Below are 22161 nucleotides of genomic sequence, written 5' to 3' on the forward strand. Positions count from 1 at the left end.
GTTCATCCAGTCTGTGCGGATCGGGTGTCGCCTGGCGGGTACGGCCCAGGCCATCCCCAGGGTACCGGGGACCCCAAGATCGGCTCCCCACCATTACCGCCCGGCGGCCTACGGTGGCAGGCATCGGTCACCTGTTCTTAAAGTGGGGCAATGCGCACAGGCGAGCCCCTGCCGTCCGTCGGGGACGTCCTCGCCGCCCTCGCGACCGGGCTGTGGCACTGGGACACCGCCGCCGGGCTGGTCACCGTGGACGCGGAGGCGGCGCGGCTGCTCGGGCTGCCCGCCGAGCCCGTCACCCTCACCGAGGCCCAGACCCGCGCCCGGCTGCACCCGGTCGACTGGAACGAGATCACCGGCGTGGTACGGCTGGCGGTCGCCGAGGGCACCCTCGCCGAGGTCCGCATCCGGGTCATGGACGCGGACGGCAGCATCCTGCGGGTCGTCCGCAGCCGGTCCAAGCCGTCCTTCGACCCCGAGCGGCGCACGTATGAGCTGATCGGCACCCTCCAGGAGGTGACCGAGCCGACCCCGGGCACCGCGGCGGCCCGCAGCGCGGTCACCGGCGACTGGCGGCGCTCCCGGGAGGCGTTCCTGCTGGACGCCGGCCGGGCGCTGGCCGAGGCGCGGTCCACCGCCGAGGTGCTGCGGGTGGCCGGCGGGCTGTCGATGCCGGGCTTCTCCCCGGACGGGCTCGTGGTCTACGGCGTGGAGGGCGACCGGCTGACCATCACCGGCCAGCACGGACACCATCCCGGCGACATGAACCCGTTCTCCCACATGCCGCTGGACACCGACTACCCGGCCGCCGAGGTGGTCCGCACCGGCCAGGCCGTCTATCTGTCCTCCCCGGAGGAGTACCGGGACCGCTACCCGGCCACCTGGCCGCTCGCCCGGCACTTCGGCCGCCGCTCCTGGGCGTTCCTGCCGCTGACGGCCGCCGGGCGCACCAGGGGCGCCTGGATGGCCGCGTTCACCTATCCGGTGGCGTTCACGCCCGACGAGCGCGCCGTGCTGACCACGGTCGCCCGGATGCTCGCCCAGGCGCTGTCCCGGGCCGGCGCCGCCGAGTCCGAACGGGAGCTGACGGAGGGCCTCCAGCGCTCCATGCTGCCCTCGCTGGTCCCGGAGATCCCGGGGATGCGGGTGGCCGCCCGGTACATCCCGACCGGCGGCGGACTCCAGGTCGGCGGCGACTGGTACGACATGATCCCGCTGCCCTCCGGCCGTATCGCGCTGGTCATCGGGGACGTCCAGGGCCACGACGTACGGGCCGCCGGGCTCATGGGCCAGCTCCGCATCGCGCTGCGGGCCTACGCCGCCGAGGGCCACCGCCCCGACGCCGTCCTCTCCCGCGCCTCCCGCTTCCTGCACGGCATCACCCACGCCCGCGGCTACGACGCCCTGACCGACCTGCGCTTCGCGACCTGTCTGTACGTGGAGGCCGATCCGGCGACCGGGATGCTGGAGATCGCCCGCGCCGGACACCCGGACCCGGTGATCCGGATGGCGGACGGCACGGTGATGCTGCGGCCCACGACGGGCGGGCTGCCGCTGGGCATCGACCCGGACGCCGACTATCCGAGGACCCGGTTCACGCTCGAACCCGACGAGACGCTGATGCTGTGCACCGACGGCCTGATCGAGACCGGCGGACACGACCTGGAGAGCGGCTGGCGCCGGCTGCGCGCGATCCTGGAGGACCACCAGGACGACCTGGAGTCGCTGGCCGACACCCTGGTGCAGGCGGTGCACGGGCCGTCCTCGCACCACAGCACCGGCCCGCTGACCGACCGCCGCGAGGACGACATCGCGCTGCTGCTGCTGTGCCGGCCGGGAGGAGGCTGCGGCTGCGGCGACACCGTCGCGGTGCGGCGGCCGGTGCGGCGCACCCTGCTGTCGGTGGGGCAGGACGAGCCCGAGCGGATCGCCGAGGCCCGCCGGCACCTGCGCGAGCTGCTGCACGACTGGGCCTCGGCCGAGCAGGTGGACGCGGCGGTGCTGCTGGTCTCCGAGATGGTCACCAACGTGCTGGTGCACACCGACGCCGACGCGCTGCTGCTCGCCGAGGTGACCTGCGAGGGGGACGGCAGGAGGCTGCGCGTGGAGGTCTTCGACACCGGCGACGACCTCCCGCACAAGCGCCGCCCCGGCGAGCTGGCCTCCTCCGGGCGCGGTCTGATGCTGATCGAACTCCTCGCGGACACCTGGGGAGTGGAGCCGCGGGGCGAGGGCAAGAGCATCTGGTTCGCGCTGCACGAGCCGGCGGGGGCGCCGGTGGGCTGAGGGCCGGGAGGCGGGTAACGCCGGGGAGCGCTACCGATCGCGCGGTGCGCCCGGAGGCTCGCCGGCCGGCGGCTCGGCCGGCTCGCCCGCGCGGCTCCGCAGCTCCGCCACGACCCCGAAGGCCGCCGCGGTCAGCGGGACGGCGAGGAGCATGCCGAGGATGCCCGCGACGGAGGCGCCCGCGGTGATCGCCAGCAGCACCACGGCCGGGTGCATCTGCACGGTCCGGCTCTGGATCACCGGCTGGAGCACGTGTCCCTCCAGCACCTGCACCGCGAGCACCACCCCGAGCGCCCACAGCGCGATCACCACACCCCGGTCGGCGAGGGCGACCAGCACCGCCACCGCCCCGGAGATGAAGGCGCCCAGATAGGGGATGTAGGCGCCGACGAAGACCAGCGCGCCGAGCCCCACCGCGCCGGGCACCCGCAGGACCAGCAGGCCGACGGTGATGCACAGGGCGTCGATGAGGGCGATGAGGGTCGTCCCCCGCATGAATCCCTCCACCGCGGCGAAGGCCCGCCGGGCGATGGCCTCCAGGGTGTCGGCGGTGCCGCCGGGCGCGAGGGAGCGCAGACCCGCCATGGCCCGCTGGGAGTCGCGCAGGAAGAAGAAGACGAGCAGCAGCGCGAGTACGGCCATGGCGATGTACTCGGCGACCATGCTGACCCCGCCGACGACGTTGGACGCGGCCGTCCCGCCGAACTTCCCGAGCAGGTGCCGGGCGTTCCCGGCGAGGTCGTCCAGTCCGGTCCCGGGGGAGCCGAAGTGCCGCGAGACGGCCTTGGCGGCGTCCCGCAGCGAGGCGAGGATCTGCCCGCCGGTGTCGACGAGCGCGGCGACGACGATGTACACGGCACCGCCGACCACGGCCACGACGACGACACAGGTGAGCCCGGCCGCGACGGAGGCCTGCACGCCCGCCCGTACCAGCCGCCGGTACAGCGGCCCGAGCAGCGCGGTGCCGAGCAGGGCGAGCAGCACCGGGATGACGGCCGTGCGCAGCTCCCCGCACAGCAGCACCCCGACCCAGCCCACGGCGGCGACGAGCAGCAGGACGACGCACCAGGCGGCGAGCCGGCGGACGGGATCGGGCAGCGGAGGCACGAGCCCAGCCGACCACACCGGCCGCGGCCTGTCCCGCCGGCCGGCGCCGAACGGCCGCACCCCTCACCCGCCTGCCGCCGTCTCCGGCCCGGGGACCGTACGGGTCACGGTGACCTCGACGGTGACCCGTTCCACCGCGTCGTGCGCCGTGAGGTGGGCGAGGACGGCGGCCGCCACCCGGTCGTGGACGTCCCGGGCGGTGTCCAGCACCCGCCGGCCCTCGGCCAGGACGCAGCGCACCTCGACGCGCCACCCGCCGCCGTCCGGCGCGCGCCCGGCGCGGACGCCCGCCTCGGGTGCCGCGCGGTGCGGTACGGCGCCCGTCCGGGCGGGCGCGGCGGCCACCGCCAGGCGGTGGGAGAAGCGGGGGTGCAGGGCCGCCACGCCGGGCACCGCGAGGGCCGCCTCCGCCGCGACGCCGAGGAGCGCGGCCGGCCGGACGGCGCTCATCGCACACCGCCGTCGCTCGCCGGACCGGGGCGCGGGGCCGGCTCGGGCACCAGGAGGTCGACGACGGTGATGTCGACGGCCGTCAGCGCGAGTCCGAGGTCCTGTCCGGCCGAGCGGAGGACCGACCGGCGCACCTCGCCGGCCCGGTCGGGCAGCGGGCGGTCCGCGGCGGCGGCCAGGGTCATGGTCACCCGCACACCGGTGCCTTCGTCCGCGGGCGCGAGCCGGCAGGACGCGGTGTGCGCGCCGGGCACCGCGTCCGCCGCCTGCCGCAGCACCCTGGCGGCGGCGTTCTCGGTGATCCGGAGGTCCCGGTCCGGGTCGGCCAGGGGCAGCAGCCGGCCCAGCCGCACCTCCGCCCTGACGATCTCCATGACGCGGCCGGTGAGCGCGTGCTGGGCGGCGGCGTCCTCGGCGCGCAGCGCCCGGGTGGCCGCGTCCACCGTGGCCAGTCCCTCCACGGCCTCGCGGCAGTGCGGACAGGAGACGGTGTGCGGGTCGGCGGCGGGCGCCGCGTCCCGCGCCTGCTCCCAGACCCGGCTGAGCAGCCGGCCGCAGGGCAGCACCTCGTCACCCGCGAACGACGGCACGCCGACGGCCGGGCCCGCGGGAGGTCCGGCGGAGGGTCCACCGGCCCCGGCGGGTCCGGCGGGACCAGCAGGTCCGGCGGGTCGCGCCCGCGCGTCGTCTAGCGCCATGGGCCCATCGCCTCCTGGAGGGATCGGCGTGCCCGGAAGAGTCTGCCGCGCACGGTCTGTTCGCTGGTCCGCGTCATCTGGGCGATCTCCCGGTAGGACAGGCCCTGCACCTCGCGCAGGATCCAGCAGAGCCGCTGCCCGCTCTGCAGATCGCCCAGCGCGCGGGACAGGGCGGCGACGGCCGCGTCCTGCTCGGCGCAGCGGGCGGGCTGGCTCCGGGCGTCCCGCGCCGCGGGTTCGGCGGCCGTGTCCAGCGGGAGGGCCGGCGGCCGGCGCCGGCGCATGGCCAGGCAGCGGTTGACGGTGATCCGGTACATCCAGGTGCGGAACTCCGCGGCGCGGCGGAATTCCGGCAGCCGCCGCCAGGCGCTGACGAAGGCGTCCTGAACGGCCTCCTCGGCGTCCTGCGGGTTGCCGAGCATGCCGCGGGCCAGGGCGAGGAGGGACCGGCCGTGCCGCTGGACGAGGACGGCGAAGGCGTCCTCGTCCCCCTCGGCCGCCCGTACGGCCAGGAAGCCGTCCGGCAGGTCGTATGCCGGGGCTGGGAAAGCAGTGCGTTCGGTCATGGCGCTCCCGCGCGGGGCTCGGACCGCCCGGGTACCCGGCCACCCCTCTGTGATGCAGGTCACATTGGATACGCGTGAGACCTGTCCCGCCCGTTGTGTCCAACCTTGCGAGGGCGTCACACCGGCGTCCGACCGACCGATCGAGGCGACCGCCATGACGGAGAACATCACCAGCGTCGGCGGGGGCAGCCGGCCCGACGCGGGCGTGAGCGCACTGAAGGGCCGTACCGGGGCCGGGGCCCCGGCCGAGACCCGGGGGAGGACCACCATCGCGGACGGCGTGGTGGCCAAGATCGCGGGCATGGCCGCCCGCGAGGTACCGGGCATCCACAGCCTCGGGGCGGGCATGGCCCGCGCCTTCGGCGCCGTGCGCGACCGCGTGCCCGGCGGGGGCGGCGGCACGGGCGTCACCCGCGGGGTGAAGGTCGAGGTCGGCGAGCGGCAGGCCGCCGTGGACCTGGACGTCGTCGTCGAGTACGGCGTCTCCATCGTCGACGTGGCCGGTGACGTGCGGACCAACGTGATCGGCGCCCTGGAGCGGATGACGGGCCTGGAGGTCGTCGAGGTGAACATCGCCGTCGACGACGTCCACCTGCCCGACGAGGAAGAACCGGCCGAACCGGACGAGAGCCGCGTGCGGTGATCCACCTCCGCGTCCCGGGCGGGCGCGGGCGAGACGGGTGAGTGCGAGATGAACGCAGCGACGACGGGCCTCGTGGCCGGCATGGCCCTGGGTTTCGCCGGCTTCTTCGGCGGCTTCTGGGCCTTCCTGCTGGTCCTGGTCCTCGGTGCGGCGGGGCTGATCGCCGGCCTCGCCGTGCAGGGCGACCTCGGCCTCGGAACGCGGAGGCAGCGGTGAGGAGCCGGACCGGTTCCGCCGGCCCGGGCCCGGCGCCCGCCACCGGGCTGCCGCCCCCGGCCGAGCGGGGCGCCACCGTCATCCCGGACCGGGTGGTCGCGCGCATCGCCGCCCGGGCCGCCCGCACGGCGCAGGCGCGGCACGCGGCCGTACCGCCCGGCCCGGGTACGGCGGCGGCGCCGAGCGCCACCGCCGCGGTCCGCGCGGGTTCGGTGCGCGTGCACCTGGCCATGGACCTGCCCTACCCCGCCGACCTCGCCTACGTCTGCGAGCGCATCCAGCGGGACGTCGCCGAACGGGTGGCCCGGCTGACCGGTTTCCAGGTGGGCGAGGTCACCCTCACCGTCCGGCGGCTGGTGACCGCCGCCGACCCGGGCCGGGGGCGGGTCCGGTGAACGGCCGCGCGCCCCGGACCTCCCGGCCCGCCGCACGGGAAGGCAGCCCGCGATGACACCCGCCCCCGGCCGGCCCGGCCACGACACCGCACCCGACCCAGACCGGCCCGGCCACGACACCGCACCCGACCCCACCCCGCCCGGCCACGACACCGCGCCCGACCCCACCTCGCCCGGCCACGGTCTCACCCCGTCCGCGCGTCCCACCGTGCCGCTGGCGAAGGAACCCGGTCCGCCCGGGCGTGCCATGCCCGAGCCGGAGGACCCCACGGCCATGGCAGGGGGCGGGGGGCGCCGGACCCACCGCCCGTGGTCCGCGCGCCGCGTACCGGCGGCGCTGACCGCCGCGGTGATCCTGGTGGCGGCCGTCGCGGCGCTGGCCGACGTCGTCGCCGTACGGGCCGGACGCCCGTCGGCGGCCTGGCGGCGGCACCTGACCGACGCGCTGGCCACCCGGCCGGTGGACGACGTGTGGATGCTCACCGGAGCCGCCGTGGCCGCCGCCGCCGGCCTCTGGCTGATCGCCCTGGCCCTCACCCCCGGGCTGCGGCACTGGCTGCCGCTGCGCTCCCCCGCCGGCTGCCCCCGGCTGCGGGCCTCGCTGGACCGCGACGGCGCCGCCGGCCTGCTGCGGGACGCCGCGCTGCGGGTCCCCGGCGTCGGCGCGGCGCACGTCCGGGTCCGCCGGCACCGCGTCAAAGCCCGCGCGGACGTCCGGTTCCGCGATCCCCGCCAGGTGAAGGACGACCTCACCGCCGTCCTCGGCGAGGAACGCGACCGGCTCGCCCTCGCGGCCCCTGCCCGCATCGTCGTACGGGTGCGGCGACGCACCGGCTGACGCAGAACCCGGAGCACGCGCCATGACCCCGCGATCCGCACTCAACCGCACTCTGCTGGCCCTCGCCGGACTGGTCCTGCTCGGCGGCGGACTGCTGATCCTCTTCGCCGGCTTCGACGTCTACCGGCGGCACGGCCTGGGCCCGCCCGCCGGCTGGCCCCTGACCGCCCCGGACGACGTCCTGCTCGGCACCGCCGACCGGATCCGCTGGAGCGGCCAGGGCTGGTGGTGGTGGCCGGCGGTCATCGCCGCGCTCGCCGTCGCCGCCCTGCTCGCCCTGTGGTGGCTGCTCACCCAGCTGAGCCGGCGCCGTCCCGGAGCGCTGCCGGTCGGCGGCACGCCCCCGCCGGAGGGCGTCGAACTGAGCGACCGCGCGCTCGGCGACGCCATCGCCACCGAGGCCGGCGCCCTGCCGGAGGTCCGGGACGCGGCCGTACGCATCACCGGCCGGGCCGCCCGGCCGCGCACCCGCGTCGGGCTCACCCTCACCCCGCACGGCGCTCCCGGCGCCGCTCTCGGTGCCCTGTGCGAAGGCCCGCTGCGGACCGCTCACCGGTCCACCGGCCTGCCCGACATGCCCACCGAGGTCCGCCTGAAGGTCGCCCGCCACCCGCCGCACCGCGCGCAGTGAGCCGCCGCGCTCCGGACGCGGCGAGGCTCCGCCCCGGGTTGGGGGCGGAGCCTCGCCGACGGGCGGCCGGGGCCTACAGGCCGCCCTCGGTCATCCCGTGCACCGCCGGGACGGTGCCGAAGCGTCCCTTCTTGAAGTCCTCGAACGCCTGCACCAGCTCGTCCTGGGTGTTCATGACGAACGGGCCGTAGTGGGCCATCGGCTCCCGGATGGGCCGGCCGCCGAGCAGCACGACCTCCAGGTCCGGGGTGTGCCCGTCCTGCCGCTCGTCCGCGCGGACGGTCAGCGAGGAGCCGGACCCGAAGACGGCGGTCTGGCCCAGGTGGACCGGGCGGCGCTCGGCGCCGACCGTGCCCCGGCCCGCGAGGACGTACGCGAGACCGTTGAAGTCCTCCCGCCACGGCAGGGTGATCTCCGCGCCCGGCGCGAGGGTCGCGTGGATCATCGTGATCGGCGTGTGGGTGGCACCGGGGCCCTGGTGGCCGTCCAGCTCGCCGGCGATGACGCGCAGCAGCGCGCCGCCGTCGGGGGAGGTGAGCAGCTGGACGCTGCCGCCGCGGATGTCCTGGTAGCGCGGGGCCATCAGCTTGTCCTTGGCGGGCAGGTTCACCCACAGCTGGAGGCCGTGGAAGAGACCGCCGGACACCACGAGGTGCTCCGGCGGGGCCTCGATGTGCAGCAGGCCCGAACCCGCCGTCATCCACTGGGTGTCGCCGTTGGTGATGGTGCCGCCGCCACCGTGCGAGTCCTGGTGGTCGAAGACGCCGTCGATGATGTAGGTGACGGTCTCGAAGCCGCGGTGCGGGTGCCAGGGCGTGCCCTTCGGCTCGCCGGGCTGATAGTCCACCTCACCCATCTGGTCCATCATGATGAACGGGTCGAGATGGCGGTAGTTGATCCCCGCGAACGCCCGGCGCACCGGGAAGCCCTCGCCCTCGAAACCGCTGGGAGCGGTCGTGACGGTGAGCACGGGACGTGCCACGGCGTCGGCGGGAGCGGTCACACGGGGCAGCGTCAACGGGTTCTCGACGGTCACTGCGGGCATGGTCGGTACCTCCTTGGTACGCCCACTTTAGTTGAGCGTTGAACTTCTTGCCACCCCCAACGGAAAAGGCCCGGAGGGAATTCCCTCCGGGCCCCGCCGCGGTCACGGCGCACTCACACGCCGCCGTACATCCGGCGCATCGCGAAGTCGACCATCTGCTCGACCGCCTTGGCGTCGAAGACCATCCGGTGCTCGCCCTCCATGTCCAGGACGAAGCCGTAGCCGGTCGGCAGCAGGTCGATGACCTCGGCGCCGGTGATCACGAAGTACTTGGACTCCTTGCCCGCGTACCGGCGCAGCTCCTTCAGCGAGGTGAACATCGGGATCACCGGCTGCTGGGTGTTGTGCAGGGCGAGGAAGCCGGGGGTGTCGCCGCGCGGGCAGTACACCTTGGAGGTGGCGAAGATCTGCTGGAAGTCCTCGGCGGACATCTGACCGGTGGTGAAGGCGCGCACCGCGTCGGCCAGCGAGGGCGGGGACGGCTCCGGATACAGCGGCGGCTGCTGGCCGTACCCGCCGACACCGCCCGGCATCTGCTGCTGCGGCGGGGCGTACTGCTGCTGGGCGCCCGCGTTCTGGTCGTAGCCGTACATGCGGAGAAGCGTACCGAGCCGCCCCGCCGCCCGGACGGGTTACGGCGCCGGAACCCCGCGGAGCAGGGACTTGAGACGGGTCACAGATGCCCGGACTGGGGTTGCGTCTTATTACCGACGGGTAGCATCATCGTAGACAGTTGCTGGTACGTGAACTTAGGTGCGAGGAGCCAGTGCCTCGCCGATCTCTCTCAACGGAGCCGTCGCCATGGGGCACTACAAGTCGAATCTCCGCGACATCGAGTTCAACCTCTTCGAAGTACTCGGGCGCGACAAGGTGTACGGCACCGGCCCGTTCGAGGAGATGGACGTCGACACCGCCAAGAGCGTCCTGGAGGAGCTGACCCGCCTCTCCGAGAACGAGCTGGCCGAGTCCTTCGCGGACGCCGACCGCAACCCGCCCGTCTTCGACCCGGAGACCAACACCGCGCCCGTCCCGGCGTCCTTCAAGAAGAGCTACCAGGCCTTCATGGACTCCGAGTACTGGCGGCTCGGGCTGCCCGAGGAGATCGGCGGCACCACCGCGCCGCGCTCCCTCATCTGGGCCTACGCCGAACTGATCCTGGGCGCCAACCCGGCCGTGTGGATGTACTCCTCCGGCCCAGCGTTCGCCGGCATCCTCTTCGAAGAGGGCAACGACGTCCAGAAGCACATCGCCGGCATCGCGGTCGAGAAGCAGTGGGGCTCCACCATGGTCCTCACCGAGCCCGACGCGGGCTCGGACGTGGGCGCCGGCCGCACCAAGGCGGTCCAGCAGGAGGACGGCTCCTGGCACATCGAGGGCGTGAAGCGCTTCATCACCTCCGGTGAGCACGACATGTCGGAGAACATCCTCCACTACGTGCTCGCGCGTCCCGAGGGCGCCGGCCCCGGCACCAAGGGCCTGTCCCTCTTCCTCGTCCCGAAGTACCTCTTCGACTTCGAGACCGGCGAGCTGGGCGAGCGCAACGGCGTCTACGCCACCAACGTCGAGCACAAGATGGGCCTGAAGGCCTCCAACACCTGCGAGATGACCTTCGGCGACCGGCACCCGGCCAAGGGCTGGCTGATCGGCGACAAGCACGACGGCATCCGCCAGATGTTCCGCATCATCGAGTTCGCCCGGATGATGGTCGGCACGAAGGCGATCTCCACGCTCTCCACCGGCTACCTGAACGCGCTGGAGTACGCCAAGGAGCGCGTCCAGGGCCCGGACCTGGCCAACTTCATGGACAAGACCGCGCCCAAGGTCACCATCACCCACCACCCCGACGTGCGCCGCTCGCTGATCACGCAGAAGGCGTACGCGGAGGGCATGCGCGCCCTGGTCCTCTACACCGCCTCGATCCAGGACGCCATCCAGATCAAGGAGGCGGACGGCGAGGACGCCTCCGCCGAGCACGCCCTGAACGACCTGCTGCTGCCCATCGTCAAGGGCTACGGCTCCGAGAAGGGCTACGAGCAGCTCGCCCAGTCGCTGCAGACCTTCGGCGGCTCCGGCTTCCTCCAGGAGTACCCGATCGAGCAGTACATCCGGGACTCCAAGATCGACACCCTGTACGAGGGCACCACGGCCATCCAGGGCCAGGACTTCTTCTTCCGGAAGATCGTCCGCAACCAGGGCGCCGCGCTGAACTCCCTCGCCGAGGACATCAAGAAGTTCCTGGCCCTCGGCACCGGCGGCGAGGAGCTGGCCGGCGCCCGCGAGCACCTGGCCAAGGCGGCCGTGGAGCTGGAGGCGATCGTCGGCCTGATGCTGACCGACCTGGCCGCCACCGAGCAGGACACCAAGAACATCTACAAGGTCGGCCTGAACACCACCCGGCTGCTCATGGCCTCCGGTGACGTGGTCGTCGGCTACCTGCTCCTGAAGGGCGCCGCCATCGCCGCCGAGAAGCTGGCCACGGCCTCGGCGAAGGACAAGGCGTTCTACACCGGCAAGATCGCCGCGGCCAAGTTCTTCGCGGCCAACGTCCTGCCGGGCGTCACCCTCGCCCGCAAGGTCGCCGGCACCGTCGAGCTGGACCTGATGGAGCTGGACGAGACCGCGTTCTGACCTCCCGGACCTTCCGGACGTTCCAGATGTCCTGGACGTCCCCGTCGATACCTCGCACGGGCCCGCTCTCTTTCCGGGAGCGGGCCCGTGCACGTCGTTAAGGTGAATCCCATGAGCGCACCAGCCCGCTTCGACCGCGGCCACACCGACGACCTGATGTCCTTCCTGGCGGCGAGCCCGTCGCCGTACCACGCCGTGGCGAACACCGCCGAGCGGCTGGAGAAGGCGGGCTTCCGGCAGGTCGCGGAGACGGACGCCTGGGACGCCGTGGCGAACGGCCACGGCGGCCGGTACGTGCTGCGCGGCGGCGCGATCGTGGCCTGGTACGTGCCCGAGGGCGCCGAGCCGCACACGCCCTTCCACATCATCGGGGCCCACACCGACTCCCCGAGCCTGCGGGTCAAGCCGCGCCCGGACACCGGGGCGCACGGCTGGCGCCAGGTGGCCGTGGAGATCTACGGCGGCCCGCTGCTCAACTCCTGGCTGGACCGGGACCTGGGCCTGGCCGGCCGGCTCACCCTGCGCGACGGCTCCACGGTCCTGGTCAACGTGGACCGGCCGCTGCTGCGGGTGCCGCAGCTCGCCATCCACCTGGACCGCTCGGTCGGCACCGAGGGGCTCAAGCTGGACAAGCAGCGCCACCTCCAGCCGGTGTGGGGCCTGGGCGACGAGGTGCGCGACGGCGATCTGATCGCCTTCCTGGAGCAGGAGGCCGGGCTGACGGCCGGCTCGGTGACCGGCTGGGACCTGATGACGCATCCGGTGGAGCCGCCCGCCTACCTCGGCCGGGACCGGGACCTGGTCGCCGGCCCGCGCATGGACAACCTGCTGTCCGTGCACGCCGGTGCCGCCGCCCTCACCGCCGTCGCGGCCTCCGGCGCCCCGCTCGGCCGCATCCCGGTGCTGGCCGCCTTCGACCACGAGGAGAACGGCTCCCAGTCGGACACCGGCGCCGACGGTCCGCTGCTCGGATCCGTCCTGGAGCGCTCGGTGTTCGCCCGCGGCGGCTCCTTCGAGGACCGGGCCCGCGCCTTCGCCGGCACGGTCTGCCTGTCCTCCGACACCGGCCACGCCGTGCACCCCAACTACGCCGAGCGGCACGACCCGACGCACCACCCGCGGGTCAACGGCGGCCCGATCCTCAAGGTGAACGTCAACAACCGCTACGCCACGGACGGTTCGGGCCGCGCGGTGTTCGCCGCGGCCTGTGAGAAGGCCGGCGTGCCCTTCCAGAGCTTCGTCTCCAACAACTCCATGCCGTGCGGCACCACCATCGGACCGATCACCGCGGCCCGGCACGGCATCCGCACGGTCGACATCGGCGTGGCGATCCTGTCCATGCACAGCGTCCGCGAACTGTGCGGCGCCGACGACCCGTTCCTCCTCGCGAACGCGCTGACGGCCTTCCTGGAGGGCTAGCCGGGCCGGTGCCGGGTACCCGGTCCCTACCGGAAGTTCCGGCACCGACAGGGGAGGCGAAGCCTCATGGGGCTCGGCGGATGCATCATCCTCATAGCCGTGGGGGCCATTCTCACGTTCGCGACCGACTGGCACATGCACGGCGTCAACGTCACCGTCGTCGGCCTGATCCTGATGGCCGTGGGCCTGATCGGGGTGGCGACGTTCAGCGGCATCGCACGGCGCCGGCGTGTCGTGATGCCGACGGCGGCGCCGGTGGTGGAGGAGGAGCCGCATCACCACCACCACCGCGTCGACGGCTACAGCGACGGCTACGGCGTCTGACGCACCGCCTGCCTACTGCTCGTCCATGCCCGCCAGGACGAGGGGCAGGCGGTCCGTCCCGCCCTCGGTGAGGCGGACCGGGACGCCCCAGTCCTGCTGGTGGACGTGGCAGGCCGGGTAGGCGTTGGCGGGGTCGTCGTCACAGGAGGCGGCCATCGCCGAGACGTGCAGGACGCCCTCGGTCACGGCCGGGTCCAGCTCCAGTTCGCGGGACAGGTCCGTGTCCGCTCCCTCGCCCTTGAGCAGCAGCTCGGGCGGGGTGGAGGAGACCAGCAGCCGGGTCGACGGGCCGTACCTGGTGTCCAGCTTCTGGCCCGCGGGCGCCTGGAAGATCACGTCCAGGCGGAGCCGGCCCGGCGCGACCTCGGTGGCCGCCCGCCGGGTGCGGTGGGCCACCGACTCCACCCGCACCGCCTCCTCGGGCAGCCGCAGCCGGGTCAGCCGGTGCCGGGCCGACTCCACCACCACGATGTCGGCACCGGCCAGCACCGCGTCGCTGGGCTCGCGCAGATCCGTGGCGAGCGTGGTGACCTCGCCGGTGGCGGGGTCGTAGCGGCGCAGGGCGTGGTTGTAGGTGTCCGCCACGGCGACCGAGCCGTCCGGCAGGGCGGTGACGCCCAGCGGGTGCTGGAAGAGCGCCTGGTCCGCGGCGCCGTCCCGGTGGCCGAAGTCGAACAGGCCGGTGCCGACGGCGGTGTGCACCCGCCCGTCGGTGTCCACCCAGCGCAGGGCGCTCGTCTCGGAGTCGGCGAGCCACAGCCGGTCGGCGGTGGCCGCGAGACCGGACGGCTGGGCGAACCAGGCCTCCGCTCCGGGCCCGTCCACCAGGCCCTCGTTGGTGGTGCCGGCCGCCACCGCGACCGTGCGGGCGGCCGGGTCGTACGTCCACAGCTGGTGGACGCCCGCCATCGCGATCCACACCTTGCCGCCGAAGACCGCCACGTCCCACGGTGAGGAGAGGTCCACCTCGCGGGCCGGGCCGGACGTGGCCGAGCCCTGCCACCACTGCCTGCCGGTGCCGGCCAGGGTGGTCACCTCGCCGGTGGCCGGGTCCAGGCGGCGCAGGGCGTGGTTGACGGTGTCGGCGACCACCACCGAGCCGTCGTCCAGCAGGGCCAGGCCCTGCGGCTCGTTGAAGGACGCCTGCTCCGGGCCGCCGTCCGCGAAGCCGCGCCGGCCGGAGCCGAGCCGCCGCACGACCGTCTCGGCGTCCTCGGCCAGCTCCACCAGCCGGTGCCGGGTGGTGTCGCTGACCAGGAAGTTCCCCGACGGCAGCAGCAGCGCCTTGCCGGGGAAGCGCAGCGTCGTCGGCTCGGGCTCCGGCGGCACGTAGGGGCCGTCGCCGCGGCGCAGGGTGCCCTTCGCCTCGTGCTCGGCCTCCAGCTCCGCCACCAGCCGCTCGATGGCGTGCGCGTGGCCCTCGCCCGCGTGCTGGGCGACGACATAGCCCTCGGGGTCGATCACCACGAGGGTGGGCCAGGCGCGCACCGCGTACTGCTTCCAGGTGGCCAGTTCCGGGTCGTCCAGGACCGGGTGCGCCACGCCGTAGCGCTCCACCGCGTCCACGACCGCCCGGTGCTCGGCCTCGTGCACGAATTTCGGCGAGTGCACCCCGATCACCACGAGCGTGTCCCGGTGCTTCTCCTCCAGCTCGCGCAGCTCGTCCAGGACGTGCAGGCAGTTGATGCAGCAGAAGGTCCAGAAGTCCAGGACGACGATGCGTCCGCGCAGGTCGGCGAGGGTGTACTGCTGGTCTCCCGTGTTCAGCCAGCCGCCCTTGCCGATCAGCTCGGGGGCGCGTACTCGGGCGCGTCGGGGTGCGGAATCGGTCATGGCTCCAGGGTGCCACCTGTCGCCGGAAGCCGGTCCGGCGCCTGTGGACAACCCCGGGCCGCGGCGGGCCGGCCGTCAGTCCTGGTGGACCACGTTCCGGCCGGGGCCGCCGGAGAGGGTGTCGCGGCCCGCGCCGCCGTACAGCTTGTCGTTGCCGCTGTTGCCGTACAGCCTGTCGTCGCCGCTGTTGCCGTACAGCACGTCGTCGCCCTTGCCGCCGTACAGGGTGTCGGCGCCGGCGCCGCCGGTGATCGTGTCCTTGCCGTCGTCACCGGCCAGGTCCTGGGCCCCGGCACCGCCGTGCAGCGTGTCGTTGCCCTTGCCGCCCTTGGCGATGTTTCCGCCGCCGTTCGCGGTGATCGTGTCGTTGCCGTCCCCGCCCCAGGCCAGTCCCTCCTTGCCGACCGTGATCGTGTCGTCGCCCGCGTCGCCCGAGACGTAGGCGCCGTCGAGCCGGCCCGAGTCGGTCGCCTTGTCCTGGCCGGCGCCCAGCGAGATCTGGGCGTAGGAGTAGATCTGGTCGGTGGCGTTCTTGTAGGTGATCGTGTCGTCGCGGTCGCCGAGGTCCACGACCAGGGCGGCGTACGGGTCCTGGCTGTCCACGAAGGTGACCGTGCAGGACACCTTGGTGGGGTCCGCGGCGACGGGATGGACGCAGCCGTGGCCCGCCTGGACCGGCACGACGTCGTCGATCACATAGGTGATGCCCGTGCGGTCGGCGGTGGGCGTCGCGGTGACGGCGGCCTTGTTGGCCTGGCCGGCCGCGGCCTGGTAGGTGAGCTGCCAGTCGTACTCGTTGACCTCGGCGGTGGCCGGCGCCGGGGCGGCGCCGGCGCTGCCGGCCAGGGCGAGCGGCGCGGCCAGGGCCGTGCCGAGGACCAGGGTCGCCGCCGAGACGGCGTGGAGCACCCGGCGGCGGGCGGGACGAACGGGCATGGGAACCTCCGGAAGGACGTGCGCGGTCGTGCGCCTTACCCCACGTCCGACTCGGCGGACCACCGGTTCGGTTGCGCGACTTCCGCGCCGGGAGCGGAAGTTCACCTGCGGGACACCTGCCGTCCGGGCGGATTCCGCGGCCCGGTCAGCCGAGCGCGTGGCCCGTCGTCACGTCCACGTGCGCGGGCACCTCGTCATGCCGGTCGCCCACCGTGCTGGTGCCGGAGGGCTCGAAGAGCAGGATCTCGGTGGGCACGGGCGCGTACGGCTTGTGCTCGATGCCGCGCGGCACGGTGAACACCGACCCCTGGGACAGCACCACCGTGCGCTCGCCGGCCGGCTCCCGCAGACCGATGCGCAGTTCACCGGAGAGGACCAGGAAGAACTCGTCGGTGTGCGCGTGCGTGTGCCACAGGTGCTCGCCCTCGACCTTGGTCACCCGTACGTCGTAGTCGTTGACCTTGGTGACGATGCGGGGGCTCCACTGCTCGGTGAAGGAGGCGAGAGCCTGCCCGAGAGAGACGGGCATGGTGCGTTCCGTGTGTTCCATGCGCTCATCGTGCGGGTGGCCGGGCGGCGCGCACGAGTGCTAGAAATCGCGCATGCCGCAACAATCCTCTCAGGCTCCGCACCGGGTGGCGGTGATCGTCGACGCGGGCACCAACCCGTTCGAAGTCGGTGTCGCCACCGAATTGTTCGGGCTGCCCCGGCCGGAGCTGGGCCGGACCGGGCCGCTCTACGACGTCACGCTGTGCGGGCCCGCTCCGGAGATCCGGATGAACCACGGCTTCTTCACCATGAGCGGCCTGTCCGGCCTGGCGGCGGCGGACGCGGCGGACACGCTGATCGTGCCCGGCCGGCCGGACAACGTCGTCCCGCGCGGGCCCGACGTCCTGGCCGCGATCCGCCGCGCGCACGCGCGGGGCGCCCGGATCGTCGGCTTCTGCACCGGCAGCTTCGCGCTCGCCGAGGCCGGGCTGCTGGACGGCCGCCGGGCCACCACCCACTGGATGTGGGCGGACGCCTTCCGGGAGCTGCATCCCGGGGTCCTGCTGGAGCCGGACGTGCTGTTCGTCGACGAGGGGGACATCCTCACCGCCGCGGGCAGCGCCGCCGCGCTCGATCTCGGGCTGCACCTCTGGCGCCGCGATCACGGCGCCGAACTCGCGGGCGCCGTCTCCCGGCGGCTCGTCTTCGCCGCGCACCGGGACGGCGGCCAGCGGCAGTTCGTGGAGCGGCCGGTGCCCGCGGTGCCCGACGCGTCGCTCGGCCCGCTGCTGGCCTGGGCGCAGGAACGGCTCGGCGAACCGCTGTCGGTCGCCGCGCTCGCCGCCCGCGCGGCCGTCTCCCCCGCCACCCTGCACCGCCGCTTCCGCGACCAGCTCGGCACCACCCCGCTGGCCTGGCTCACCGCGGAGCGCGTGGCCCTGGCGTGCCGGCTGATCGAGCGGGGCGAGGAGCGGCTGGACGTCGTGGCGGCGCGCAGCGGCCTGGGGACGGCGGCCAACCTGCGGGTCCGGCTGCGGCGCGAGACGGGCCTGAGCCCGTCCGCCTACCGCAGGCGGTTCGCGGGCACGCCCGGGTGACCGGCCGGGTTCCTCCCGCCGCTTCCCGTTGGACGGCTTCGTGACGATCGCCCGGTCACGGGGAAGCATGACCCGTATGAGATTCCTCGTACGCGACCGCATCCTCGGCATCGGCGACGACTGGTGGATCGAGGACGAGCACGGCCGGAAGGTCTACCTCGTCGACGGCAAGGCCATGCGCCTGCGGGACACCTTCGAGCTGAAGGACGCCCAGGGGCGGGTGCTCGCCGACATCCACCAGAAGATGTTCGCCCTGCGCGACACCATGGTGATCGAACGGGACGGCGAGCCGCTGGCCAGGATCCGCCGCAAGCGGCTGTCCCTGCTGCGCCACCACTACCGGGTCGCCCTGGCGGACGGCACCGAACTGGACGTCAGCGGCAAGATCCTGGACCGGGAGTTCGCCGTCGAGTACGACGGCGAACTCCTCGCGGTGATCTCCCGTCGCTGGCTGACCCTCCGCGACACCTACGGCGTGGACGTCGTCCGGGAGGACGCCGATCCGGCGCTGCTGATCGCGGTGGCCGTGTGCGTGATCCACCTCGCCGAGAAGGAGGGCGAGGAGGACTGAGACCGGCCGGGGCGGCCGGGGACGGCCAGGGCGCACCCGAGGCGGTCCGGCGCCGCCTCCGTGTGCCGGTCTCAGGCCCGCTGCCGGGGCCGTTCCAGGCCCAGCACGCGGTCCTTCAGCGCCGGGAACTGCTCGCGGGTGGCGGCCACCTTCGCCGGGTCGATGTCGACGGTGAGGACCTCCTCGCCGGGACCGGCCTCCGCCAGCACCTCGCCCCACGGGTCGACCACGATCGAGTGGCCCGCCTGCGGGACCCCGGCATGCGTCCCGGCCGTCCCGCAGGCGAGCACGAACGCCTGGTTCTCCACCGCCCGCGCCTGGGCCAGCAGCGTCCAGTGCGCGCGCCGCCGCTCGGGCCAGCCCGCCGGGATCACCAGCGTCTCGGCGCCGGCGTCGACCAGTGCGCGGAAGAGTTCGGGGAACCGGAGGTCGTAGCAGGTGGCCACGCCGAGCGTGGTCCCGGGCAGCCGGACCGTCACCGGCTCCCGGCCCGCGCCCATCAGCACCGCCTCGCCCTTGTCGAAGCCGAAGCGGTGGATCTTGCGGTAGGCCGCGGCCAGTTCACCGGAGGGGGAGAAGACCAGCGAGGTGTTGTAGAGGGGGCCTTCGGGATCGCGCTCGGGGATGGACCCGGCGTGCAGCCACACGCCCGCGTCGCTCGCCGCCTTGGCCATCGTCTCGTACGTCGGCCCTTCGAGCGGCTCGGCCTCCCGGCCGAACTCCTCGTAGGCGAAGGCACCGGTCGTCCACAGTTCGGGCAGTACGACGAGGTCGGCGCCGCTCTGCTCCCGCACCAGCGCGGCCACGCGCTGCCGCCGGGAGTCGACCGGTTCCTCCTCGTGCACCGAGATCTGGATCAGCGAGGCGCGCACACTACCACCGTCCTGGCATTCGAGTTGTCCACACGGGCCTACGATCGTCACACGAAAGCACTGCCGGGGTGCCGGTAAGCAGCGTAACTTAGCGTCTCAAGACACCCGCCGACGTGCTTCGCGCCGTCCGCCGAACGGCAACGCCGCCGCAACCTGCCCGTGTACCGACCGCCGAGGGGTCCCGTTTCCGTGAGTCTGCATCCCACTCTCCAGCCCTACGCCGACGCCTGGACGCACTCCATCGAAGCGATATCCGAGATGGCGCAGTCGCTCGTCGAGGGCGAGTGGAACCGGCGGACCCCGTGCCCCGGCTGGTCGGTGCGGGACATCGTGTCGCATGTGATCGGCATGGACTGCGAGATGCTCGGCGACCCGCGCCCCATCCACGCCCTGCCGCGCGACCTCTTCCACGTCACCACCGAGCACCAGCGCTACATGGAGATGCAGGTCGACGTCCGCCGCCACCACACGGCGCCGGAGATGACGGCCGAGCTGGAGTACACGGTGATCCGCCGCAACCGCCAGCTGCGCAACGAGTCCCGGGACCCCGGCGCCCTCGTGCGCGGCCCGCTCGGCAAGGAGATCACCGTGGAACAGGCCTACCGCGCCCGGGCCTTCGACGTGTGGGTGCACGAGCAGGACCTGCGCACGGCGCTCGGCCGCCCCGGGAACCTCGATTCGCCGGGCGCGTACGTCGTGCGGGACGTCCTGCTGGAGGAGCTGCCCAAGGTCGTCGCCCACGACGCCGACGCCCCGCGCAGCTCGGCGATCGTGTTCGACGTGCACGGCCCGGTGGAGTTCCTGCGCACCGTCCGCGTCGACATCCAGGGCCGCGGCACGGTGGAGACCGTCCCCGCCCTCGGCCCCGCCGCCACGCTCACGCTGGACTGGGAGACCTACGTCCGCCTGGCCTGCGGCCGGGTCGGCCCCGAGGCCGTGGCGGACCGGGTGAAGACCGACGGCGACCAGGACCTGGCGGCGGCGATCCTGCGCCACTTCGCCGTGACCCAGTGACCCGGCAGGCCCGCCTCCGTCCCGCCGCGCCCCGGGGTGCCTACGCGGGCACGTGAACCGTCTCCACCCGGCTCGCGATCAACCGCTCCCGCTCCCGCCGCGCCGCCCGCCCGCGCAGCCGCAGGATCTGGCTGACGCCGAGCGCCTGGAGGACGAACACCGCCGAGAAGGCCACGGTGTAGTCGTCCCCGGTCGCGTCCAGCAGCACGCCGATGGCGAACAGGGTCGTCATGGAGGCGACGAAGCCGCCCATGTTGGTGATGCCGGACGCCGTGCCCTGCCGCTCGGGCGGGTTGGCCGGCCGGGCGAAGTCGAAGCCGATCATCGACGCGGGCCCGCACGCGCCGAGCACCGCGCACAGCACCAGCAGCAGCCACATCGGCGCGTGCCGCCCGGGATAGGCCAGGGTCGCCGCCCACAGCAGCGTGGTGGCGCCCACCGTGCCCAGCGCCAGCGGCAGCCGCGCCGCGTGGTGCCGGGCGATGATCTGGCCGTAGACCAGGCCGATCACCATGTTGGACAGCACGACCAGGGTGAGCAGCTCGCCGGCCGTGGCGCGGCTGAGACCCTGCGCCTCGACGAGGAACGGCAGGCCCCACAGCAGCAGGAACACCATCGCCGGGAACTGGGTGGTGAAGTGCACCCACAGGCCCAGCCGGGTGCCCGGCTCCCGCCAGGACGCGGCGATCTGCCGGCGGACGTAGACCCCGCCCCGGTGCCCGGACGGCTCCGGCTCCTGTCCCTCCGGGTGGTCCTTGAGGAACAGCAGGGTCAGCACCAGCACGACCGCGCCCGCCAGCGCGCTGCCCGCGAACGCCGGGGTCCAGCCGACGCCGTGCAGCAGCCGGGCCAGGACCAGGGTCGAGACCAGATTGCCCGCCATGCCGACCAGTCCCGCGAGCTGGGCGACCAGCGGGCCGCGCCGGGCCGGGAACCAGCGGGTGCCCAGCCGCAGCACGCTGATGAAGGTCATCGCGTCGCCGCAGCCCAGCAGCGCCCGGGAGGCGAGCGCGGTGCCGTAGGAGGGGGAGAAGGCGAAGCCCAGCTGTCCCGCGGTGAACAGCAGCGCGCCGATGCTCAGCACCTTCTTGGTGCCGAGCCGGTCGACCAGCAGGCCGACGGGTATCTGCATGCCGGCGTAGACCAGCAGCTGGAGGATGGAGAACGCCGACAGGGCGGAGGCGTTGACGTGGAAGCGGTCGGCCGCGTCGAGACCGGCCACGCCCAGCGACGTACGGAAGATGACGGCCACGAAATAGACCGCCACGCCTATGGACCACACGGCGACGGCCCGGCGTCCGCCCGGCGGGTCGCCCGGCAGGGCGGCGGTGCGCTCAGCAGCGCTCATCGGACCTCACCCCGCGCGAGGTGTGAGAACCAGCTGACGTGCCGGTGAACGACGGCGACGGCGGCCTGCGCGTCCCCGGCGCGCAGCGCGTCCAGGATCTCCTCGTGCTCGGCGAGCGTCTTGGCGATCCGGTCGGGGTGGGAGTGCATGACGGCGACGCCCATCCGCAGTTGCCGGTCGCGCAACTGGTCGTAGAGCCGGGACAGGATCTCGTTGCCGCCGCTGCGCACGATCTCGGCGTGGAAGCAGCGGTCGGTGACCGCGGCGGCGGCCAGGTCGCCGGCGGCGGCCTGCGCCTTCTGCCGCTCCAGCAGCCCGGTCAGCCGCTCCAGCAGGTCCGGCGGCGCGGGCACGGCCTTGCGGGCCGCGTGCTCCTCGACCAGCAGCCGGGTCTCCACCACGTCGGCGATCTCCTGCGCGGAGACGGGCAGGACCAGGGCGCCCTTCTTCGGGTAGAGCCGGATCAGGCCCTCGGCCTCCAGCCGCAGCAGCGCCTCCCGGACGGGCGTGCGCGAGACGCCGACGGCCTCGGCCAGCTCGCCCTCGGTGAGCAGCGTGCCGCCCTCGTAGCGGCGGTCGAGCACACCCTGCTTGACGTGGGTGTACACGCGGTCGGCGGCGGGTGGCGGCTTGAGGGACTGCGGGGCGGGCTGCGCGGCGGCCGTTTTCATGCCCACAGGATAGATACAACACGTACGCAAGCAGGAGCACCGTCCATGATGCGGACGGGACCGCGCCCCGCGCGGGCGCGAAAACGC

Annotated in this window: 24 protein-coding genes; 12 read left to right on the plus strand and 12 right to left on the minus strand. The window is 73.7% G+C overall.

The genetic code is table 11. The annotated features are described in order from the left end of the window. Positions 1-150 precede the first annotated feature (150 nt). Entirely contained in the window at positions 151-2283 is a 2133-nt protein-coding gene (locus tag ACH4OA_RS07550) for a SpoIIE family protein phosphatase (RefSeq protein WP_397968088.1), read from the plus strand. Between the two features lie 30 nt (positions 2284-2313). Here the strand turns inward: ACH4OA_RS07550 and ACH4OA_RS07555 are convergent, their stop codons facing one another. The 4 genes from ACH4OA_RS07555 to ACH4OA_RS07570 all read right to left on the minus strand — a co-directional run bounded on the left by ACH4OA_RS07555 (position 2314) and on the right by ACH4OA_RS07570 (position 5104). Continuing rightward, entirely contained in the window at positions 2314-3390 is a 1077-nt protein-coding gene (locus tag ACH4OA_RS07555) for an AI-2E family transporter (protein WP_397945973.1), read from the minus strand. 63 nt (positions 3391-3453) lie between these two features. Then, the gene (locus ACH4OA_RS07560; RefSeq protein ID WP_365883648.1) at positions 3454-3840 is read right to left on the minus strand and encodes a hypothetical protein; all 387 of its coding nucleotides are present in this window, start codon (positions 3838-3840) and stop codon (positions 3454-3456) included. Beyond that, positions 3837-4430 (minus strand): hypothetical protein, encoded by a 594-nt coding sequence (locus ACH4OA_RS07565; protein WP_397968091.1) that lies wholly within the window; start codon positions 4428-4430, stop codon positions 3837-3839. The genes ACH4OA_RS07560 and ACH4OA_RS07565 overlap by 4 nt, the downstream gene beginning before the upstream one ends. Positions 4431-4528: 98 nt before the next feature. After that, on the minus strand, positions 4529-5104 hold the full coding sequence (locus ACH4OA_RS07570; protein ID WP_365883650.1) for a sigma-70 family RNA polymerase sigma factor: 576 nt from the start codon (positions 5102-5104) through the stop codon (positions 4529-4531). Positions 5105-5258: 154 nt separating this feature from the next. On the opposite strand from ACH4OA_RS07570, the gene ACH4OA_RS07575 reads away from it, so the two are divergent. Genes ACH4OA_RS07575 through ACH4OA_RS07595 form a run of 5 tightly spaced genes read left to right on the plus strand, consistent with a single transcriptional unit; the run spans position 5259 to position 7827 of the window. Continuing rightward, positions 5259-5747: an Asp23/Gls24 family envelope stress response protein gene (locus ACH4OA_RS07575; protein WP_365883651.1), complete on the plus strand. Its 489-nt coding sequence runs from the start codon at positions 5259-5261 to the stop codon at positions 5745-5747. Positions 5748-5795: 48 nt separating this feature from the next. Then, on the plus strand, positions 5796-5963 hold the full coding sequence (locus ACH4OA_RS07580; RefSeq protein ID WP_397936411.1) for a hypothetical protein: 168 nt from the start codon (positions 5796-5798) through the stop codon (positions 5961-5963). Beyond that, the gene (locus tag ACH4OA_RS07585) at positions 5960-6358 is read left to right on the plus strand and encodes an Asp23/Gls24 family envelope stress response protein (protein ID WP_397968092.1); all 399 of its coding nucleotides are present in this window, start codon (positions 5960-5962) and stop codon (positions 6356-6358) included. Before ACH4OA_RS07580 ends, ACH4OA_RS07585 begins: the two co-directional genes overlap by 4 nt. Positions 6359-6410: 52 nt before the next feature. Continuing rightward, complete coding sequence (locus tag ACH4OA_RS07590) at positions 6411-7196, plus strand: DUF6286 domain-containing protein (protein WP_397968094.1); 786 nt, start codon at positions 6411-6413, stop codon at positions 7194-7196. A gap of 22 nt (positions 7197-7218) precedes the next feature. After that, positions 7219-7827 (plus strand): alkaline shock response membrane anchor protein AmaP, encoded by a 609-nt coding sequence (locus tag ACH4OA_RS07595; protein ID WP_397945968.1) that lies wholly within the window; start codon positions 7219-7221, stop codon positions 7825-7827. A 73-nt stretch (positions 7828-7900) separates the two neighbouring features. On the opposite strand, the gene ACH4OA_RS07600 is transcribed toward ACH4OA_RS07595, so the two are convergent. Together ACH4OA_RS07600 and ACH4OA_RS07605 are read right to left on the minus strand one after the other, a co-directional pair. Beyond that, a complete protein-coding gene (locus ACH4OA_RS07600) occupies positions 7901-8872 on the minus strand; it encodes a pirin family protein (protein WP_397936417.1) in 972 nt (323 codons plus the stop codon). 113 nt (positions 8873-8985) lie between these two features. Continuing rightward, positions 8986-9465, minus strand: coding sequence for an SseB family protein (locus ACH4OA_RS07605; protein WP_365880921.1), 480 nt, complete (start codon positions 9463-9465; stop codon positions 8986-8988). Between the two features lie 208 nt (positions 9466-9673). Here ACH4OA_RS07605 and ACH4OA_RS07610 point away from each other — a divergent pair, with 208 nt between their 5' ends. The 3 genes from ACH4OA_RS07610 (at position 9674) to ACH4OA_RS07620 (ending at position 13243) form a co-directional block, all read left to right on the plus strand. Then, positions 9674-11500: an acyl-CoA dehydrogenase gene (locus tag ACH4OA_RS07610; protein WP_397936418.1), complete on the plus strand. Its 1827-nt coding sequence runs from the start codon at positions 9674-9676 to the stop codon at positions 11498-11500. A 111-nt stretch (positions 11501-11611) separates the two neighbouring features. Continuing rightward, positions 11612-12919, plus strand: coding sequence for a M18 family aminopeptidase (locus ACH4OA_RS07615; RefSeq protein WP_397936419.1), 1308 nt, complete (start codon positions 11612-11614; stop codon positions 12917-12919). A 66-nt stretch (positions 12920-12985) separates the two neighbouring features. Next, positions 12986-13243, plus strand: coding sequence for a hypothetical protein (locus tag ACH4OA_RS07620; RefSeq protein ID WP_365880927.1), 258 nt, complete (start codon positions 12986-12988; stop codon positions 13241-13243). A 12-nt stretch (positions 13244-13255) separates the two neighbouring features. Here ACH4OA_RS07620 and ACH4OA_RS07625 read toward each other — a convergent pair whose 3' ends face one another. The 3 genes from ACH4OA_RS07625 to ACH4OA_RS07635 all read right to left on the minus strand — a co-directional run bounded on the left by ACH4OA_RS07625 (position 13256) and on the right by ACH4OA_RS07635 (position 16562). Continuing rightward, on the minus strand, positions 13256-15076 hold the full coding sequence (locus ACH4OA_RS07625) for a thioredoxin-like domain-containing protein (RefSeq protein WP_397968096.1): 1821 nt from the start codon (positions 15074-15076) through the stop codon (positions 13256-13258). Between the two features lie 75 nt (positions 15077-15151). Continuing rightward, positions 15152-16012 carry a calcium-binding protein gene (locus ACH4OA_RS07630; protein ID WP_397936421.1) on the minus strand — a complete coding sequence of 287 codons (861 nt, stop codon included), beginning with the start codon at positions 16010-16012 and terminating at the stop codon, positions 15152-15154. Positions 16013-16157: 145 nt separating this feature from the next. Further along, on the minus strand, positions 16158-16562 hold the full coding sequence (locus ACH4OA_RS07635; protein WP_397968099.1) for a cupin domain-containing protein: 405 nt from the start codon (positions 16560-16562) through the stop codon (positions 16158-16160). Between the two features lie 52 nt (positions 16563-16614). Between ACH4OA_RS07635 and ACH4OA_RS07640 the strand changes: the two genes are divergently transcribed. Continuing rightward, positions 16615-17598 (plus strand): GlxA family transcriptional regulator, encoded by a 984-nt coding sequence (locus tag ACH4OA_RS07640; protein ID WP_397968100.1) that lies wholly within the window; start codon positions 16615-16617, stop codon positions 17596-17598. Between the two features lie 76 nt (positions 17599-17674). Then, on the plus strand, positions 17675-18169 hold the full coding sequence (locus ACH4OA_RS07645; protein ID WP_365941515.1) for an LURP-one-related family protein: 495 nt from the start codon (positions 17675-17677) through the stop codon (positions 18167-18169). Positions 18170-18240: 71 nt separating this feature from the next. On the opposite strand, the gene ACH4OA_RS07650 is transcribed toward ACH4OA_RS07645, so the two are convergent. After that, positions 18241-19041, minus strand: a complete 801-nt coding sequence (locus ACH4OA_RS07650; protein WP_365871312.1) for a carbon-nitrogen family hydrolase — start codon at positions 19039-19041, stop codon at positions 18241-18243. Between the two features lie 189 nt (positions 19042-19230). On the opposite strand from ACH4OA_RS07650, the gene ACH4OA_RS07655 reads away from it, so the two are divergent. Further along, on the plus strand, positions 19231-20055 hold the full coding sequence (locus tag ACH4OA_RS07655) for a maleylpyruvate isomerase family mycothiol-dependent enzyme (RefSeq protein WP_365871310.1): 825 nt from the start codon (positions 19231-19233) through the stop codon (positions 20053-20055). Between the two features lie 40 nt (positions 20056-20095). Here ACH4OA_RS07655 and ACH4OA_RS07660 read toward each other — a convergent pair whose 3' ends face one another. Together ACH4OA_RS07660 and ACH4OA_RS07665 are read right to left on the minus strand one after the other, a co-directional pair. Beyond that, a complete protein-coding gene (locus tag ACH4OA_RS07660) occupies positions 20096-21403 on the minus strand; it encodes a nitrate/nitrite transporter (protein WP_397936426.1) in 1308 nt (435 codons plus the stop codon). Beyond that, positions 21400-22074 (minus strand): GntR family transcriptional regulator, encoded by a 675-nt coding sequence (locus ACH4OA_RS07665; protein WP_397936428.1) that lies wholly within the window; start codon positions 22072-22074, stop codon positions 21400-21402. Before ACH4OA_RS07665 ends, ACH4OA_RS07660 begins: the two co-directional genes overlap by 4 nt. Between the last annotated feature and the right edge of the window lie 87 nt (positions 22075-22161).

Origin of the sequence: Streptomyces sp. NPDC017095 (assembly GCF_044332325.1) — a bacterium.
GTDB lineage: Bacteria > Actinomycetota > Actinomycetes > Streptomycetales > Streptomycetaceae > Streptomyces.

Excerpts from the sequence above, each read along its gene's own strand:
- ACH4OA_RS07575 (WP_365883651.1), top strand. The coding sequence starts at position 5,259 with ATGACGGAGAACATCACCAGCGTCGGCGGGGGCAGCCGGCCCGACGCG.
- ACH4OA_RS07600 (WP_397936417.1), bottom strand. The coding sequence starts at position 8,872 with ATGCCCGCAGTGACCGTCGAGAACCCGTTGACGCTGCCCCGTGTGACC.
- ACH4OA_RS07660 (WP_397936426.1), bottom strand. The coding sequence starts at position 21,403 with ATGAGCGCTGCTGAGCGCACCGCCGCCCTGCCGGGCGACCCGCCGGGC.
- ACH4OA_RS07630 (WP_397936421.1), bottom strand. The coding sequence starts at position 16,012 with ATGCCCGTTCGTCCCGCCCGCCGCCGGGTGCTCCACGCCGTCTCGGCG.
- ACH4OA_RS07640 (WP_397968100.1), top strand. The coding sequence starts at position 16,615 with ATGCCGCAACAATCCTCTCAGGCTCCGCACCGGGTGGCGGTGATCGTC.
- ACH4OA_RS07570 (WP_365883650.1), bottom strand. The coding sequence starts at position 5,104 with ATGACCGAACGCACTGCTTTCCCAGCCCCGGCATACGACCTGCCGGAC.
- ACH4OA_RS07635 (WP_397968099.1), bottom strand. The coding sequence starts at position 16,562 with ATGGAACACACGGAACGCACCATGCCCGTCTCTCTCGGGCAGGCTCTC.
- ACH4OA_RS07665 (WP_397936428.1), bottom strand. The coding sequence starts at position 22,074 with ATGAAAACGGCCGCCGCGCAGCCCGCCCCGCAGTCCCTCAAGCCGCCA.
- ACH4OA_RS07550 (WP_397968088.1), top strand. The coding sequence starts at position 151 with ATGCGCACAGGCGAGCCCCTGCCGTCCGTCGGGGACGTCCTCGCCGCC.
- ACH4OA_RS07615 (WP_397936419.1), top strand. The coding sequence starts at position 11,612 with ATGAGCGCACCAGCCCGCTTCGACCGCGGCCACACCGACGACCTGATG.
- ACH4OA_RS07610 (WP_397936418.1), top strand. The coding sequence starts at position 9,674 with ATGGGGCACTACAAGTCGAATCTCCGCGACATCGAGTTCAACCTCTTC.
- ACH4OA_RS07620 (WP_365880927.1), top strand. The coding sequence starts at position 12,986 with ATGGGGCTCGGCGGATGCATCATCCTCATAGCCGTGGGGGCCATTCTC.
- ACH4OA_RS07625 (WP_397968096.1), bottom strand. The coding sequence starts at position 15,076 with ATGACCGATTCCGCACCCCGACGCGCCCGAGTACGCGCCCCCGAGCTG.
- ACH4OA_RS07605 (WP_365880921.1), bottom strand. The coding sequence starts at position 9,465 with ATGTACGGCTACGACCAGAACGCGGGCGCCCAGCAGCAGTACGCCCCG.
- ACH4OA_RS07580 (WP_397936411.1), top strand. The coding sequence starts at position 5,796 with ATGAACGCAGCGACGACGGGCCTCGTGGCCGGCATGGCCCTGGGTTTC.
- ACH4OA_RS07645 (WP_365941515.1), top strand. The coding sequence starts at position 17,675 with ATGAGATTCCTCGTACGCGACCGCATCCTCGGCATCGGCGACGACTGG.
- ACH4OA_RS07590 (WP_397968094.1), top strand. The coding sequence starts at position 6,411 with ATGACACCCGCCCCCGGCCGGCCCGGCCACGACACCGCACCCGACCCA.
- ACH4OA_RS07595 (WP_397945968.1), top strand. The coding sequence starts at position 7,219 with ATGACCCCGCGATCCGCACTCAACCGCACTCTGCTGGCCCTCGCCGGA.
- ACH4OA_RS07560 (WP_365883648.1), bottom strand. The coding sequence starts at position 3,840 with ATGAGCGCCGTCCGGCCGGCCGCGCTCCTCGGCGTCGCGGCGGAGGCG.